At 65.2% G+C, this 14,325-nt stretch carries 15 protein-coding genes and 1 pseudogene; 9 read left to right on the top strand and 7 right to left on the bottom strand.

Features of this window, described 5'->3' with window-relative positions; all coding sequences use genetic code 11:
- Positions 1-77 precede the first annotated feature (77 nt).
- The 5 genes and pseudogenes from OG2516_RS01500 to OG2516_RS01480 all read left to right on the top strand — a co-directional run.
- Entirely contained in the window at positions 78-1,424 is a 1,347-nt protein-coding gene (locus OG2516_RS01500; protein ID WP_007253826.1) for a dihydrolipoyl dehydrogenase family protein, read from the top strand.
- 353 nt (positions 1,425-1,777) lie between these two features.
- Positions 1,778-2,068 carry a FitA-like ribbon-helix-helix domain-containing protein gene (locus OG2516_RS19280; protein ID WP_245544263.1) on the top strand — a complete coding sequence of 97 codons (291 nt, stop codon included), beginning with the start codon at positions 1,778-1,780 and terminating at the stop codon, positions 2,066-2,068.
- Complete coding sequence (locus tag OG2516_RS01495) at positions 2,065-2,508, top strand: type II toxin-antitoxin system VapC family toxin (RefSeq protein WP_007253824.1); 444 nt, start codon at positions 2,065-2,067, stop codon at positions 2,506-2,508. The genes OG2516_RS19280 and OG2516_RS01495 overlap by 4 nt, the downstream gene beginning before the upstream one ends.
- A 65-nt stretch (positions 2,509-2,573) precedes the next feature.
- Positions 2,574-2,756 carry a hypothetical protein gene (locus OG2516_RS01490; RefSeq protein ID WP_007253823.1) on the top strand — a complete coding sequence of 61 codons (183 nt, stop codon included), beginning with the start codon at positions 2,574-2,576 and terminating at the stop codon, positions 2,754-2,756.
- Positions 2,757-2,785: 29 nt separating this feature from the next.
- Positions 2,786-3,936, top strand: a pseudogene (locus tag OG2516_RS01480) (IS3 family transposase); the annotation flags it as partial.
- Between the two features lie 4 nt (positions 3,937-3,940).
- Here the strand turns inward: OG2516_RS01480 and OG2516_RS19275 are convergent.
- Entirely contained in the window at positions 3,941-4,234 is a 294-nt protein-coding gene (locus OG2516_RS19275; protein WP_245544294.1) for a CBS domain-containing protein, read from the bottom strand.
- Positions 4,235-4,552: 318 nt separating this feature from the next.
- Between OG2516_RS19275 and OG2516_RS01475 the strand changes: the two genes are divergently transcribed.
- Positions 4,553-5,932, top strand: coding sequence for a multicopper oxidase family protein (locus OG2516_RS01475; RefSeq protein ID WP_007253820.1), 1,380 nt, complete (start codon positions 4,553-4,555; stop codon positions 5,930-5,932).
- Between the two features lie 36 nt (positions 5,933-5,968).
- Here OG2516_RS01475 and OG2516_RS01470 read toward each other — a convergent pair whose 3' ends face one another.
- Positions 5,969-6,250, bottom strand: coding sequence for a metal-sensitive transcriptional regulator (locus OG2516_RS01470; protein WP_040614867.1), 282 nt, complete (start codon positions 6,248-6,250; stop codon positions 5,969-5,971).
- Between the two features lie 143 nt (positions 6,251-6,393).
- On the opposite strand from OG2516_RS01470, the gene OG2516_RS01465 reads away from it, so the two are divergent.
- From OG2516_RS01465 to OG2516_RS01455, 3 genes are all read left to right on the top strand, one after another.
- Positions 6,394-8,739, top strand: a complete 2,346-nt coding sequence (locus tag OG2516_RS01465; RefSeq protein WP_083788405.1) for a heavy metal translocating P-type ATPase — start codon at positions 6,394-6,396, stop codon at positions 8,737-8,739.
- A gap of 70 nt (positions 8,740-8,809) precedes the next feature.
- A complete protein-coding gene (locus OG2516_RS01460) occupies positions 8,810-9,373 on the top strand; it encodes a c-type cytochrome (RefSeq protein ID WP_009805239.1) in 564 nt (187 codons plus the stop codon).
- Between the two features lie 12 nt (positions 9,374-9,385).
- A complete protein-coding gene (locus tag OG2516_RS01455; RefSeq protein ID WP_007253816.1) occupies positions 9,386-10,282 on the top strand; it encodes a DUF305 domain-containing protein in 897 nt (298 codons plus the stop codon).
- Between the two features lie 69 nt (positions 10,283-10,351).
- On the opposite strand, the gene OG2516_RS01450 is transcribed toward OG2516_RS01455, so the two are convergent.
- Genes OG2516_RS01450 through OG2516_RS01430 form a run of 5 tightly spaced genes read right to left on the bottom strand, consistent with a single transcriptional unit; the run spans position 10,352 to position 13,966 of the window.
- The gene (locus OG2516_RS01450; RefSeq protein WP_040614865.1) at positions 10,352-11,779 is read right to left on the bottom strand and encodes a multicopper oxidase family protein; all 1,428 of its coding nucleotides are present in this window, start codon (positions 11,777-11,779) and stop codon (positions 10,352-10,354) included.
- Between the two features lie 11 nt (positions 11,780-11,790).
- Positions 11,791-12,669 carry a copper resistance D family protein gene (locus OG2516_RS01445; protein ID WP_007253814.1) on the bottom strand — a complete coding sequence of 293 codons (879 nt, stop codon included), beginning with the start codon at positions 12,667-12,669 and terminating at the stop codon, positions 11,791-11,793.
- A 3-nt stretch (positions 12,670-12,672) separates the two neighbouring features.
- Positions 12,673-13,014 (bottom strand): copper resistance CopC family protein, encoded by a 342-nt coding sequence (locus OG2516_RS01440; protein WP_007253813.1) that lies wholly within the window; start codon positions 13,012-13,014, stop codon positions 12,673-12,675.
- A complete protein-coding gene (locus OG2516_RS01435) occupies positions 13,011-13,475 on the bottom strand; it encodes a c-type cytochrome (protein WP_007253812.1) in 465 nt (154 codons plus the stop codon). Before OG2516_RS01435 ends, OG2516_RS01440 begins: the two co-directional genes overlap by 4 nt.
- On the bottom strand, positions 13,472-13,966 hold the full coding sequence (locus OG2516_RS01430; RefSeq protein ID WP_007253811.1) for a DUF411 domain-containing protein: 495 nt from the start codon (positions 13,964-13,966) through the stop codon (positions 13,472-13,474). The genes OG2516_RS01435 and OG2516_RS01430 overlap by 4 nt, the downstream gene beginning before the upstream one ends.
- Positions 13,967-14,325: the final 359 nt, after the last annotated feature.

The following is a 14,325-nucleotide window of genomic DNA, read 5'->3' as shown; positions in this document are numbered from 1 at the left end:
GCGAGCGCTTCATGGGCAGATACCGCTGAAAAGCCCAGAGCACCCCCAGCCCAACACTTGAGAAACGAGGAGCATGTATGACCGAAACACTTGACCTGATCGTCATCGGCGCCGGCATGGCCGGGATCAACGCCGCGAAGAAATGCAGCAAGGCCGGCTGGTCGGTCGCCATTGTCGACGAGCTTCCCTACGGCGGCACCTGCGCGCTCAGGGGCTGCGACCCGAAAAAGATGCTCCGCGCCGGGGCCGAGGCGGTCGAGGCCGCGCAGCGGCTGACCGGCAAAGGCATCTCGGGCGAGACCCGTATCGACTGGCCGGCGCTGATGAAGCACAAGGAGAGCTTCACTGACCCGGTGCCCGAGAACATGGAAAGCGGGCTGAAGGAGGCCGGGGTGCAAACGCTGCATGGCCGCGCCCGCTTCATTGCCGAAGACCGGATCGAGATCGAAGGTCATGGCGAGATCGGCTTCCGCCACGCGCTGATCGCTACAGGAGCAAAGCCGCGGCCGCTGGACTTTCCCGGCGCCGAAAAGCTGGTCGACAGCACCGACTTCCTGAACCTCGCCGAGCTGCCGCGCCGGATTGTCTTCGTAGGCGGCGGCTACATCTCCTTCGAGTTCGCCCATATTGCGGCGCGGGCGGGGGCGGAGGTGACGATCCTCGACCGTGGCGCGCGGCAGCTGAAGATGTTCGACCCCGATCTTGTCGACATGCTGATCGAGCGCAGCCGCGCGGCAGGGATCGAGATCGTGGCCGAGGCGGCGATCGAGCAGGTCGAGGATAAGGATGTTGGGCACCGCGTGGTCTACCGGAGGGGGGACGAGAACCATGCCATCGAGGCCGACCTCCTTGTCCACGGCGCGGGCCGGGTGCCCGCCATTGACCACCTCGACCTCGCCGCCGGAGGCATCGAGACTGAGCGCGGCGGCGTGAAGGTCACCCCTTGGCTGCAATCGCCGTCGAACCCGCGCATCTTCGCGGCTGGCGACGCCGCCGCTTCCCCCGGCAAGCCGTTAACCCCCGTGGCGGTCTTCGAGGGCAAGATCGCAGCCTCGAACATGCTGAAGGACAAGCGGACCGAGCCCGACTACACCGGCGTGCCGAGCGTCGTGTTTACCATCCCCGAGTTGGCCCGGGTTGGTCTCCTCGAGGAGGAGGCGCGAGAAAGGGGCGATGTCGATGTCAGCTTTACCGACACCTCGGGCTGGTTCTCGCAGAAGCGGCTTGGCGAAAGCCATGCGGGCGCGAAGGTCATTACCGGCAAGGATGGCAAGGTTCTCGGCGCGCACATGTTCGGCCCAGACTACGCCGAGCTGATCAATGTCTTCTCACTGGCGATCAAGTTGGGGCTGACGGCGGCACAGGTGAAGTCGATGCCCGCGGCCTATCCGACGGGAGCCTCCGATATCGGCTCGATGTTCTGAAACGAGCAGCAGCCTTTCGCTGCGCGATCTTTCAACGGCAGCTAAGGGCCGAAAGGCGCGCTATGTGCGATCTACGACCTGGTGTAGGGTCAACGAGATACGAGGAGGAGGCAATGGCCCAGGACAGGCCGCACGAAGGACGAAGACCCGGATTTGCGACCGGCCAGGAAATGCATGCGCGTCTGGCCAGAAGCGGGCCGCCACTCGACATCACCACCCAGGGCCTTCCGAAGCGTCGCCAGCCCCGAATGGATATCGATACCGCATTGTCTCGGCCAAAGAAGAGCACCGACCCCAACAAGAGCTGACACCTCCGCACCCTTTGCCTGTCTGTCTTTCTTCTTGATTGACAGATGATGCGCCATCATATTGCCTGCAATATGCAAGCAACCGGTGGAAGCATGGCTCAGCTTACGGTCCGAAATGTCGATGATGCGATTGCCGCGGCCCTCAAGGAGCGCGCCGCGAAGGCTGGGCGCTCTGCCGAAGCGGAGCATCGCAAGATACTGGAGGAGGCTTTGGGCCCTGCCCGCAATGCCGACTTCTTCTCGGAAGCCCGATCGCGGCGCATGAAGCTCGTCTCGGGTGCGCCCACAACCACGGAGCTTCTCCGCGCCGACCGGGATCGAGACGAGATCAGATGACCACAAGGGCGGGCTTCGTTGTCGACACTTCCGTCACGATCAAGTGGGTGATCGACGAAGAGGGCAGTGACGAAGCCGACCTTCTTCAGAACGCCGACATGGTGGCGCCCGCCCTTCTCCGGATCGAAGCCGCGAATGTCCTGCGCACCATCGCCGCGCGACAGACCGTGACCGGCCCCCAGGCGGTCGACCTCTTCCTGCTCCTCCAGACCGCACCTGTCACGATCATAGATGCCGACGACATGCTCGAGCGCCGCGCCCTGGAGCTCGCCCTCGAGCTACGGCACCCTGTCTATGACTGCGTCTATCTGGCTCTCGCAGAGCGCACGGATCGTCGGCTGATCACCGCGGACAGGCGCTTCCTGGGCGCTCTTGCCGACACTGCACATTCATCCCGAGCCATGGACTTGGCCGACATCCCGAAGCTGTTTTCCGGCTGACCCGATTTTGGCTCGGCACCCACCGGCCAATATCCAGTGAAGACGCCCTTATTTGAGTGAGACCCATGAACCCGACCGACATCTACGAAGCCCTCGACACCCTCGCCAAGGCACCCTTCGATCCGGTCGACTTCGGGTTCTCCTTCGCGGAGGCTACCGACAATGCACGCGCCACGGTGTCCAAGTTACGCGGCGGCTCCCTCAATCGATTTGACCTGCCCCCCGCGAGGTCCCTCAGTCTGATGTAGAGTTTGCTCAACCGCGAAGGAGCAGACGAATGAGGAAGAGCCGTTTCACCGAGGCGCAGATAATCGGAATGATCAAGGAGCAGGAGGCCGGGATGCCGACGGCAGAGGTGTGCCGCAGGCACGGCCTGAGTCCGGCGACGTTCTACAAAATGAAGTCCAAGTATGGCGGCATGGAGGTTTCCGAGGCGGTCAGGCTGAAGGCGGTGGAAGACGAGAACGCCAAGCTCAAGCGCCTGCTGGCCGACACTATGCTCGACAATGTCGTCCTAAAGGATCTGCTGGGAAAGAACTGACGACATTGACCAGGCGGCGAGAGGCGGCGCTCAGGGCAATGCGGGACCATGATATCTCGCAGCGCCGGGCCTGCCAGCTTGTCGGTGTCGATCCCAAAACGGTCCGGCGCACACGCCCGCCGGACTGCCCCGAGATCCACGAAGAGATGAAGGAGATCGCCGGGAAGCGGCGCCGGTTCGGCTATCGCCGGATCGGCATCCTGCTCGAGCGCAAGGGCATGCTCATGAACCACAAGAAGCTGTATCGGCTCTACCGAGAAGAGGGACTGTCAGTGAAGCGACGGGGCGGGCGCAAGCGGGCCCGTGGGTCACGCACGCCGATGCCGGAGGCGGCGCATCCCAAGGCCCGCTGGTCGCTCGACTTTCTGGCCGACAGCTTCGGCGCCTCGCGCAAGTTCCGCATCCTGGCGGTGATCGACGATTGCTGCCGGGAGAACCTGTGCCTGACCGCCGACACCAGCATCTCGGGCGCCCGCGTCGCCCGCGAGCTGGATGCGCTGGTGCGGATCTACGGAACGCCCGCTTGCATCGTCAGCGATAACGGCACCGAGTTCACCAGCCGCGCCATCCTAAAGTGGGCCGACAAGAACGGGGTGCCCTGGCATTACATCGACCCGGGCAAGCCGCAGCAGAACGCCTTCATCGAGTCGTTCAACGGCAGCCTGCGCGACGAGCTTTTGTATGAGGAGATCTTCGTTACTCTGGAGGACGCCCGCCGGAAGCTGGCGCTCTGGCGCTACGATTACAACGCGGTCAGGCCGCATTCCTCGCTCGGGAACCAGACCCCGCTCGAAGCGCGCCGGACACTTGAGCAATCTGAGGGCTCCGCGCCCGGCGCGCTTGCCCAGAACGACCGCCCAGACTACCAATCTCGAACCCGCAAACTCTACATCAGACTGAGGGACCAGCGGGGGGCAGGTCATCTTCCATCTTGTTGCAGCAGTTGTCGAGCTCCTCGTCGGGGGAGGTCGTTACGACTTTCTCCGACATCACGTCTGATACCTTGGTATCTGCGCCTTTTCCTTCTGCAACAGCGCGGCAGCAGATGTCTCGGTCCGTAGCGATACCGACCGGCCGCCCGTCATCGTCGATCAACGGGATGGCGCCGATGGAATTTTCTGTCATGACTTTTGCCACGTCCTGGATCAAATTCTCGGGCCCGCAGCAGGTCGGCTTAGATGTCATGATGTCTTGCACTTGCACGATTTTTTCCGGTTGCTCCCTCCGGGAAGGAGTAGGTAGGGAGGCATGTTCCGGGGAATCTGACCTGTCGGCGGCGATGCGCTGAGGATACGGCGTCATCGCTTACGCCAGTTCTGCTCGACATCACTGCGATCCAGCTATGTTGAGGAGAGTAGCAATAGCCGTCCTGCAAACGTGGTGACCCCGGTGCTAAGACGCAGATTTCTGAAAAGCGCACTCGCGTCCCTTGCGACGCCGGCATTGTGCGGACGCGCCTTCGCGGAGGCGGCTCCCGGAAACACGCTGCCGATCCCTCCGCTCATGGAAGTCGGGGAGGATGCCGGCAATCGCCTCGATGCGATCTATGGCACTCACGCGTTTCTCGAGGGCGCCGAGGCTCGGACCATGGGCTGGTCTCAGGATTTCCTTGGGCCGACGTTGAGGCTCCGTAGCGGGCGCACAGCGCGCCTCACGGTTGGCAATGGGATCGAGCACGCTATCACCTCTCACTGGCACGGTTTACATGTGCCTGGGTGGAACGACGGAGGACCGCAGTCACTGATCGCTCCGGACGCCGTCCTCGAACAGGCCCTGGAAATCGATCAGCCCGCCGGCACTTTCTGGTATCACTCACACCCGCACGGCACGACCGGCGACCAGGTCTACCACGGGCTCGCTGGCCTGCTTTTGATCGAGGACGAGCAACCGGGCGAGAATGCGCTGCCTGCCACCTACGGGATCGACGATATTCCCCTGATCATACAGGACAAGTCTTTCTCTCGGCGCGGCAGGCTTCGCTACGATGACGACGGAATGACTGCGATGCAGGGATTCCGCGGCGACCGTATCGCGGTCAACGGAGCGCTCGAGCCGGTCGCTCAGGTCCCTCCCGGGCTGGTGCGCTTCCGCCTACTGAACGCCTCGAACTCGCGCGTCTACGTCCTGAGCTTTGATGACGGCCGGGCTATTTATCAAATCGCCAGCGATGCCGGCCTGCTGCCAGCGCCGGTGCGCCTTGATCGCCTTCAGCTCGCGCCTGCGGAACGTGCGGAGATACTCGTCGACTTTTCGGATGGAGCGAGTAGCCGGCTGATATCGCAAGACGTCCCGGTGCAGATGATGGGTGGCATGATGGGCGGCCGGATGGGGGGAGGCATGATGGGCAGGAGCGCAGGCTCCGATAGCCCGAACGGCACCTTCAATATCTTGAGCCTGACGGTTGACGAGAGCCGACAGGCCGCGGTTTCCGACGTGCCGCGGGAAATCAGAGGCGCTCATATCCCGGACCTGGGGGAGCCGGTGCGTCGCCGCCGTTTCGAGCTCAACATGATGATGGGCATGGGGATGATGCGAGGCATGTTCGGGGGCCGCCCCACCCTGGGGATCAACGGCCGGACCTACGACATGGAGCGCATCGATGAGCAGCTGCGCATAGGCGAGACGGAGATCTGGGAGATTTCAGCAGACATGATGTCTCACCCGTTTCACGTGCACGGCACTTCTTTCCAGGTCCTCAGCCAGAATGGCAGACCCGTCAGTTTCGCCGAAACCGGTATGAAGGACGTGGTCTGGGTGGAAAATCACGCCGAGATTCTCGTGCGGTTCGACCATCCGGCGACGCCCGAGGCACCCTACATGTATCACTGCCACATTCTCGAGCATGAGGACTCGGGTATGATGGGCCAGTTCACCGTCACCTGACCCGGGCCGACCTTCCCAAACCCTTGGCTGCCCACCTTAGCTGTCGCGGGCTTTCTCCAGCAGCGTGACCATCTCCTTGAATTTCGCGCGCTGCTCGTCGGGGTCGCCTGATTGTATGGCCGCCTCCAAGCAATGCGAGGTGTGGTCTTCGATCAGCAAGCGTTCAACGGCTTTCAGTGCCGAGCGCACCGCCGCCGTCTGCATCAGCACGTCGACGCAGTAGCGGTCTTCCTCGACCATGCGCGACACGCCTCTGATCTGCCCTTCCAGCCGCGCGAGGCGCTTCTGAATCGCTGCTTTGTTTTTCTTTTCTTGCATCTCGACGCCTCCGGCCTTGGAACAATAAGCGCGCCGACAGGTTTCCGCTATACCCCATGCGGGTATCTTGCACAAGAATACCCCCAAGGGGTATCTTGCCCGCAGCAGCGCCGCGTTGGCGCTGTCGCAACGAGGAAACCGCCATGAGCCACTCTCACGCGCACTCCCATGACCACGCCCTCCCGGGCGATCGGACAGCGACCGACCCGGTCTGCGGGATGACGGTCGAGGTCGAGACGGCCAAGCATGTCTCGGAACATGAGGGGGAGACTTTCTATTTCTGCTCGGCCGGATGCCGAGAGAAGTTCGGAACCCGCCCAGAGATCTTCCTCGACCCTGCGCTGAAGGCGGACCCGCCGGCACGCGAGGACGAAGTCTACACCTGCCCGATGCACCCCGAGATCGAGCAGATCGGCCCCGGCTCCTGCCCCATCTGCGGCATGGCGCTCGAGCCCAAGGGCATTCCAATGACGGAGGGGCCGAGCGAGGAATATATCGACTTCCGCCGCCGCTTCGTGGTCGGTGCGGTGCTGACCGTGCCGCTGGCTATCGTCGCGATGGGCCGGCATTTCGCGCCGCAGGCCTTCGCCATCATCTCGGCCTCCTGGCTCGACTGGATCGAGCTGATATTGGCGACCCCGGTGGTGCTGTGGAGCGCCTTGCCCTTCTTCGAGCGCGGCTGGGCCTCGGTGAAGAGTCGCAACCTCAACATGTTTACGCTGATCGCCCTCGGCGTCGGCGTGGCCTACGTCTACTCGGTGGTGGCGACTGTCGCACCGTGGCTCTTCCCGCCGCAGTTCCGTGGGCATGAGGGCGAGGTTGGCGTCTATTTCGAGGCTGCGGCGGTGATCGTGACGCTGGTGCTGCTGGGCCAGCTCCTGGAGCTGCGTGCGCGAGAGCAGACCGGCGGCGCGATCCGGGCGCTGCTCGATCTCGCGCCCAAGACAGCGCGGCTGGTCGACGCGAATGGCGAGCGGGACGTGCCGCTCGACATGGTGCGCTCGGGCGACCGGTTGCGCGTGCGCCCGGGCGAGGCCGTGCCGGTGGACGGCATGGTGCTGGAGGGGCGCTCCACCATCGACGAGAGCATGATCACCGGTGAGCCGATTCCGGTGGAGAAGGAAGAAGGCGCCGAGGTCACCGGCGGGTCGATCAACCAGACCGGCAGCTTCGTGATGGAGGCCCAACGCGTGGGCGCGGACACGATGCTGAACCGCATCGTCGCCATGGTCGCCGAAGCGCAGCGCAGCCAGGCGCCGATCCAGAAGCTGGCCGACAGGATCTCGAGCTACTTCGTGCCCTTCGTGGTCGGCGTGGCGATTCTCGCCTTCGTCGTTTGGAGCTTTTTCGGCCCCGACCCGGCGATGGCCTTCGCGCTGGTCTCGGCGGTCTCGGTGCTGATTATCGCCTGCCCCTGTGCGCTCGGCCTCGCCACGCCGATGTCGATCATGGTCGGCGTCGGGAAGGGCGCGGGTCATGGTGTGTTGATCAAGAACGCCGAGGCGCTGGAGCGCTTCGCCGCCGTGGACACGCTGGTCGTCGACAAGACCGGCACGCTGACCGAGGGCCGGCCGGCGCTGGTCGAGGTCGTGGCCGAGGGCATGGGCGAGGACGAGCTTCTTGGCCTCGTCGCGGCATTGGAGGCGCAGTCGGAGCACCCCTTGGCGCGTGCCATCGTCGAGGGAGCCGAAGCGCGGGGTGTCGCTCTGCCCGAGGTCGAGAGCTTCGACAGCACCACCGGCAAGGGCATCTCTGGCCGTGTCGAAGGGCGGGCCGTGGCCGTGGGCAACCGCGCCATGATGGAGCAGGTCGGCGCCGATCCGGGCGTCCTTTCTGACCGGGCCGATGCCGCGCGGCGCATGGGACAGACCGCTATCCTGGTGGCGGTGGACGGCCGCGCAGTCGGCCTGGTCTCCGTCGCGGATCGCATCAAGGAAACGACCCCGCGCGCCATCGAGGCGCTGCATGACGAAGGCCTGCGTATCGTCATGCTCACCGGCGACAACGAGATGACGGCGCAAGCCGTGGCCGATGAGCTCGGGATCGACGAGGTGATTGCCGAGGTGTTGCCCGCTGACAAGCAGGCGGCGGTCCGCAGGCTGCAAGCGGAGGGCCGCACCGTCGCCATGGCCGGTGACGGGGTCAACGACGCGCCCGCGCTGGCGGCGGCGGACGTCGGGATCGCCATGGGCACCGGCGCCGATGTTGCGGTTGAGAGCGCGGGCGTCACGCTGGTGCGCGGCGACCTCACCGCGCTCGTCACGGCGCGCCGCCTGAGCCGCGCCACCGTGCGCAACATCAAGCAGAACCTCGCCTTCGCCTTCCTCTACAACGGGCTCGGCGTGCCGATTGCGGCGGGCCTGCTCTATCCCTTCACCGGCCTTCTGCTGTCGCCGATGATCGCGGCGGCCGCGATGAGCCTGTCGTCGGTCTCGGTGATCGGCAACGCGCTTCGCCTGCGGGCCACCCGAGTGGGGTTTGACGCTTAACTTCGACGGCGGGCGGCGTTGGCCGCGTCGCCCTGTCGTCATTCGATAGCGAGTAACAGGGAGACAGACCATGCCGAGATCGAAACCCGTCGCACTGGGTGTGCTGATCGGTAGTATCGCCACCGTTGGCATCGCCGCCGTCGCCGGCATCGCCTATGTCTACTCGGGCTCATACAACGTTGCCGCAACCGAGTCTCATGCGCCGACGATGCGATGGGCGCTCGACACCAGCTATGAAAATTCGGTCCGATCCCGCGCCGAGACGATCGAACCTCCCGCCGAACTGACCCCCGAGATGGTCGAGGCCGGCGGTGAGCGCTACGCCGCGATGTGTGCCCATTGCCATGGGGGGCCGGGCGCCGAGCCTGCGGGTTGGAGCCGTGGCATGCGCCCGGAACCGCCGATCCTGTGGCATGCGGCCAGCGAATGGGAGAGCCGGGAGGTCTTCTGGCTGGTCAAGCACGGGGTCAAGATGTCCGGCATGCCCGCCTTCGGAACCGATCACGAAGACGCGGCGATCTGGGAGATCACGGCCTTCGTGAAGGAGCTTCCCGCGATGCGGCCCGAGACCTACGAAAGCCTGACAGCCGGGGCCAATGGCCACGGGCAATCGACAGAAAGCCATTCTGAATAGAAGGAGAGTTTCATGTCCTACTGGCGCTTCGCCGCAATGATCGCGACCTCGACCGTGGTCATGTTCATCTTGATGTATCTCAACACATACGCATTCGAGCATATCTTCTTCAGCGAGACCCGAACCTACATGGCGCTGCTGATGGGGGCCACAATGGCGGTCATCATGCTCAGCTTCATGCTGTCGATGTATGAGAGCAAAGCGATTAACATCGCCATCTATGCTGGTTCGATTGCCGTCTTCGCGCTGACACTTTGGCTGGTGCGCAGCCAAGCCACGGTGGGCGACACCAGCTACATGCGCGCCATGATCCCGCACCATTCCATTGCGATCATGACTTCGGAACGCGCCAACATTTCCGATCCGCGCGTGAAAAAACTGGCCGATGAGATTATCGCGGCGCAGCGCAAGGAAATCGGGGAAATGCGCTACCTTATCGCCGATATCGAGGAGAACGGCGACGCCGCCGAGCCTGCGCTCGGGGAGCCGGAGGCTCCCCCAGCCGAAGGCAGCGTCGAAGAGGCATTAGGATCGGCGGAACTCGCCGGGCTCGATCCGGCAGGCCTGAAGCCCGAAGAGATCGAGGCGGCGCTGGAGACGGAAGCCGCCTGCGAGTTCCGGCGCACGAACGAGGGCGAGCCGATCCTGGCGATGGCCGGCGAAAGCGGCGCGATCAAGCTCTCGGGCACGCTCGTGCCGCTCGCCGCCGACGCACCGATCGCCGTGGAGACCTTGACCGACGGTGCTCGGTTCACCGCTTCGGGAACGGAGATCACCCTGATGCCCGACCCCGATGCGAACTGGACTGAGGAAAACCCCGGCCTTCGCCGCTCCGATGCCGAGATGGTCTTCCACCTCGACCAGGGCCTGACGGTCGGCTACCGCGGCTTCCTCGACTGTTCGGTCTGAGGCCGGATGGAGGTAACGGCCGCCCTGGCGGCGGCCGAGACCCTGAAACTGCAACGGTTGCGATATCTCTCACGTCACCTCGAACCATCCCATCATGCCGGACTGCTGGTGCGAGAGCATGTGGCAGTGCAGCATCCACTTGCCGGGATTGTCGGCGACGAAGGCCACGTCGACCGTCTCGTCCGCACCCACCATCACGGTATCGCGCACGTCGCCCGGCTGGTTGAAGGCACCGCTACGGGGCTGAACTTCGCAGTGGTGGCCGTGAAGGTGGATGGCGTGCGGGAAGAAGGTGCGGTTGGTCAGTTGTAGTTGCACCGTCTGGCCCCGCTGGGCGCGGAACATGGGCGCCTCCAGGCCATGCGCGACGCCGTTGAAGGCCCAGACAATGCCGTTCGCCGCGAGGTCACGAAAGCCCATCCTCTCGCCTCGGAACGACGCTCCGTCCATTCCCCGCATGGCGCCGCCTTCCATCACCACCGCGGCGCGCAGCGGTTCGGTCAGGTCGGGAGCGGCGAGCGTGCCCCACGCCGGCAACGGACGGACCTCGCCCGGCTCCGGAACCACCGGATCGCCGTCGAGCACGAAGCCCGCGATCCCGGACCACTCGCCGTTGCCCGGATTGAGCTGGAGCGAGAGGGCGGCGGAGGCCTTCTGAGGCGCGTCAATAACGACGTCGGCTCGCTGGGCCGGGCCGAGCAGGATGGTCTCTACGGCACGCGGCGGCACAGGATGGCCGTCAAGGGCGACCAGGCGCGGTGAGAGCCCCGGCAGAGCCAGCGGCATGACTCGGTCTGTCGCGGCGTTGATGAGCCGCAGCCGGACCCGCTCCCCGAGGCGCAGATCGAAGGCAGGCCGCGTCTTGCCGTTGACGGTGATGGTGTTGCCCATGCGCCCGCTGTGCGAGGCTGCGTGGAGATCGTCCCACCGTCCCCCGACGATGGCCGCATCGTCGTCCAGCAGCCAGTCCGCCAGGAGCAGCGTAAGCTCGCGAGTCGCGGCGCCCGGCTGGCCCAGCCACGGATCGCGCTCCTCCACGATCAGGGGCCCGGCCAGACCGCGCCCGATCTGCTCGGTGCCGTTGTGGTGGGCGTGATACCAGTAGGTGCCGGGGTCGGGCGTCTCGAACGCGTAGTCAAAGGTCGAGCCCGGCTCCACCGGGGTCTGTGTCAGCGGCGCCGCTCCGTCCATGGCATTGGCGATGCGGATGCCGTGCCAGTGCACGGCCGTGGACTGCGGCAGGTCGTTGACCAGCCGGGTGCGCACCCATTCTCCAGCGGTGACACGGATCTCCGGCCCCGGAACCGTGCCGACGCCCTCCGTGGCATAGGCCCAGACCGGAGTGGCTGGGTATTGGCTGGGGACGAGCTGCGCGTTCGAAGGCGCTGCGCGCAGGATGGGCGCGGCGGCCCGGGCCAAGGCGTTCCTTGGCAGTAGCGCGACACCGCCGAGGGCGGCCGCGCAGCCGAGGAAGGTGCGTCGTGTAGAATTGATCATAAGAAGTCCGTTCAGAGGTTCGCCGGAGGTGTTGTGATGGTCGTGAGCGCCGCGGTCGCCATCAGGATCAGGACGACAACAACGCTCTCGAGCCGTATGGCGCGCCGCAAGCGGCTTGGGGCGGATGGGGTTTGGGCGGCGAGCGCGGGCACCAGCCTGAGCTTGTTCCGCGCGGCGAGGCCGAGGAGGCCCGTCACGGCAGTCAGCTTGACGATGAGCATCCAGCCGTAAGCGGTGCCGAAAAGCCCGCCGAGCGAGCCGATCGTCAGCCAGGCGAAGGTCAGCCCGAGCAGGACGAGGGCGGCGACCGTGCCTCCGGCGATGATGCCGAAGCGGTGCAGGAGGTCCACGCCCTCGACCCTGCCCGCCGCGCGATGGAGCGGGGCAAGCGCGCCGACCCAGAAGGCCGCTGCCAGCAGGTGCAGGCCGAGGAGGCTTGCCAGAAGCCAGCGCGGTTCACCCAGGGAGTGCCCCACCTGCGTGTAGGACCAAGCCACGAGCAGCGCGCCGAGCACCCCTCCGGCCAAGGTGAGCGTGCTTCTGAACACCAGGCCGAGGATCAGCACTTCACCCGCGCCGCGCCAGAGCGCTGCCGTTCCGAGCGGGCTGTCCCAGACCAGGCCGAGCATCATGGGGTCCGTCGCCCCCGCCAGCCCTATTCCCGAGATCCGGGCGGAGCGGATGCCGAGCCGCAGCGCCAGCACCACGAGCCCGAGAAGCGCCGCGAGGGCGGCGGCCCTGCGCGCGAGGCGCAGAACCTCTTCCGGCGCCTCGCGGAAGGTTGCGATGAAGAGCGGCCCGCCCATGGCAACGAGCGCAGCCGCATAGCCGGCAGCCTTCGCGGAGATCGCGAAGACTGCCCAACCGTCGACCGGGGAAAGACCCTCCATCGGTCAATCCCCGACGGTAAAGGCGAAGGTGCCCTGCATCGGATGACCGTCCTGGGACAGACCGCGCCAATCCACCTTGTAGCCCCCGACGACCACCTCCTCTGGCAGCAGTGCCCGGAACTCCGGAACCGGCTCGAGACCCGTCTCGCGGGTCAGCTCGACCTCCCCTTCCGGGCCGGTGAGGGTGATGACGGTGATCCGCATCGGCATGTCGAAGCGCAGCTCAATCACCTCGACGGTTTCGACGATCGCCCCTTCCTGCGGGGTCGTCTCGTTCGAATTCGAATGTGCCAGCAGGGCCGAGGTGGTCAGCGTGAGCGCGGCGGCGAAGATGATCGTTTTCATGGTCTGTTTTCCAGTTCGTCGTGCCTGGCGCGGATCTCCTGCGGCCAGGTGGATTTGATGTAGCTAAGGACGGCGATGATATCGTCGTCCGTGAGCACGCCCTCGTAGGCGGGCATGTCTGACGGGTAATCGGTTTCACCGATAAGAGCGCCGACTCCGTATTTCGTCAGGCGGAACAGGGTGTCGGCATCATGGTGCCAGGTGTGGCCGGTCTCGTCGTGCGGCGGCGCGGGGAGGCGACCCTCAGGGGTGCGCTCGCGCCAGTTCGGCTGCCCTTCGAGATCGCCTCCGTGGCAGGCGGCGCAAGTCTCGGCGTAGACCGCCTGGCCCCGAGCCACGACCTCGGGATCGGAGGGCGCAAGGAGGCTCGACGGCTCGGTGTCGGACCCCATGGTCACGATGAGGGCGATGGCCGCGAGAACACCCGCGGCCCCGAGACCCGCCAACGTGCGCCGGTTCACGACCCCGCGCGGAAGAACACCTCTCCCTCGCCCGCTTCCCCGCCGAAGGCAATGACGTCGTAGCGGGCCGCCGGATCGTTGCCCATGCCGGGTGAGCCGGCAGGCATGCCAGCCACCGCGATCCCGTCGATCGCAGGCCGCTCCTTGAGGAGCTTGGCAATCGCCTCGAACGGCACATGACCTTCGACGACGTAGCCGTCGATCACCGCCGTATGGCAGGCCCAGAGCGTCCCGGGCACGTCATGCTCCTGCTTCGCCAGGGTGATGGCGCCGGTGTTGGTCACCTCGACCTCGTAGCCCTCTTCGCGAGCCAGTTCGACCCAGGCGCCGCAGCAGCCGCAGGTGGGGCTCTTGGTCACGTGCATCGTGCCATGCTCGGCCATGTCTGCGTGGCTCTCGGCATGGACACCGTTCACGGCGGCAAGGGTGGTGATGCCGAGCGACAGAGCAGCCGCAGGCACGACGGCGAAGAGCGTCTTGATCGGTTTCATGGATGATCCTCTCGATAGGATTGCGCACGGGCACAGCCCGTTTGTCTTTGGGTGCAAGGTGTAGCCGCGCCCCGGAAGGCGCAGAGAAGGCTACGACGCGCGAGGAGGTTCGAGAGGGCTTGGCGGATCGATGCCGGTTAGCATGCTGTGGCTGATTGCGAACACGAGCCTCCGCGCATTCAACCCACCAGGTGAGGAATCAAGGGGGGAAAGCAGAGCCACTGTGAGATGGCAACTCTGACCACGTTCGGTGCTTTCGGAGCAGCACCAGGGCTCGTCATCTGCCATGGGCTCGTTATAAAAATGTTCGTGCCCGTCAACTGCATGGCCGGTGCTTGCCCCTCCCGCCACCGCAGTGG

The sequence above is a fragment of the Oceanicola granulosus HTCC2516 genome (assembly GCF_000153305.1).
GTDB classification, from domain to species: Bacteria; Pseudomonadota; Alphaproteobacteria; order Rhodobacterales; family Rhodobacteraceae; genus Oceanicola; species Oceanicola granulosus.
This window is presented reverse-complemented; position numbering and strand designations above follow the sequence as displayed.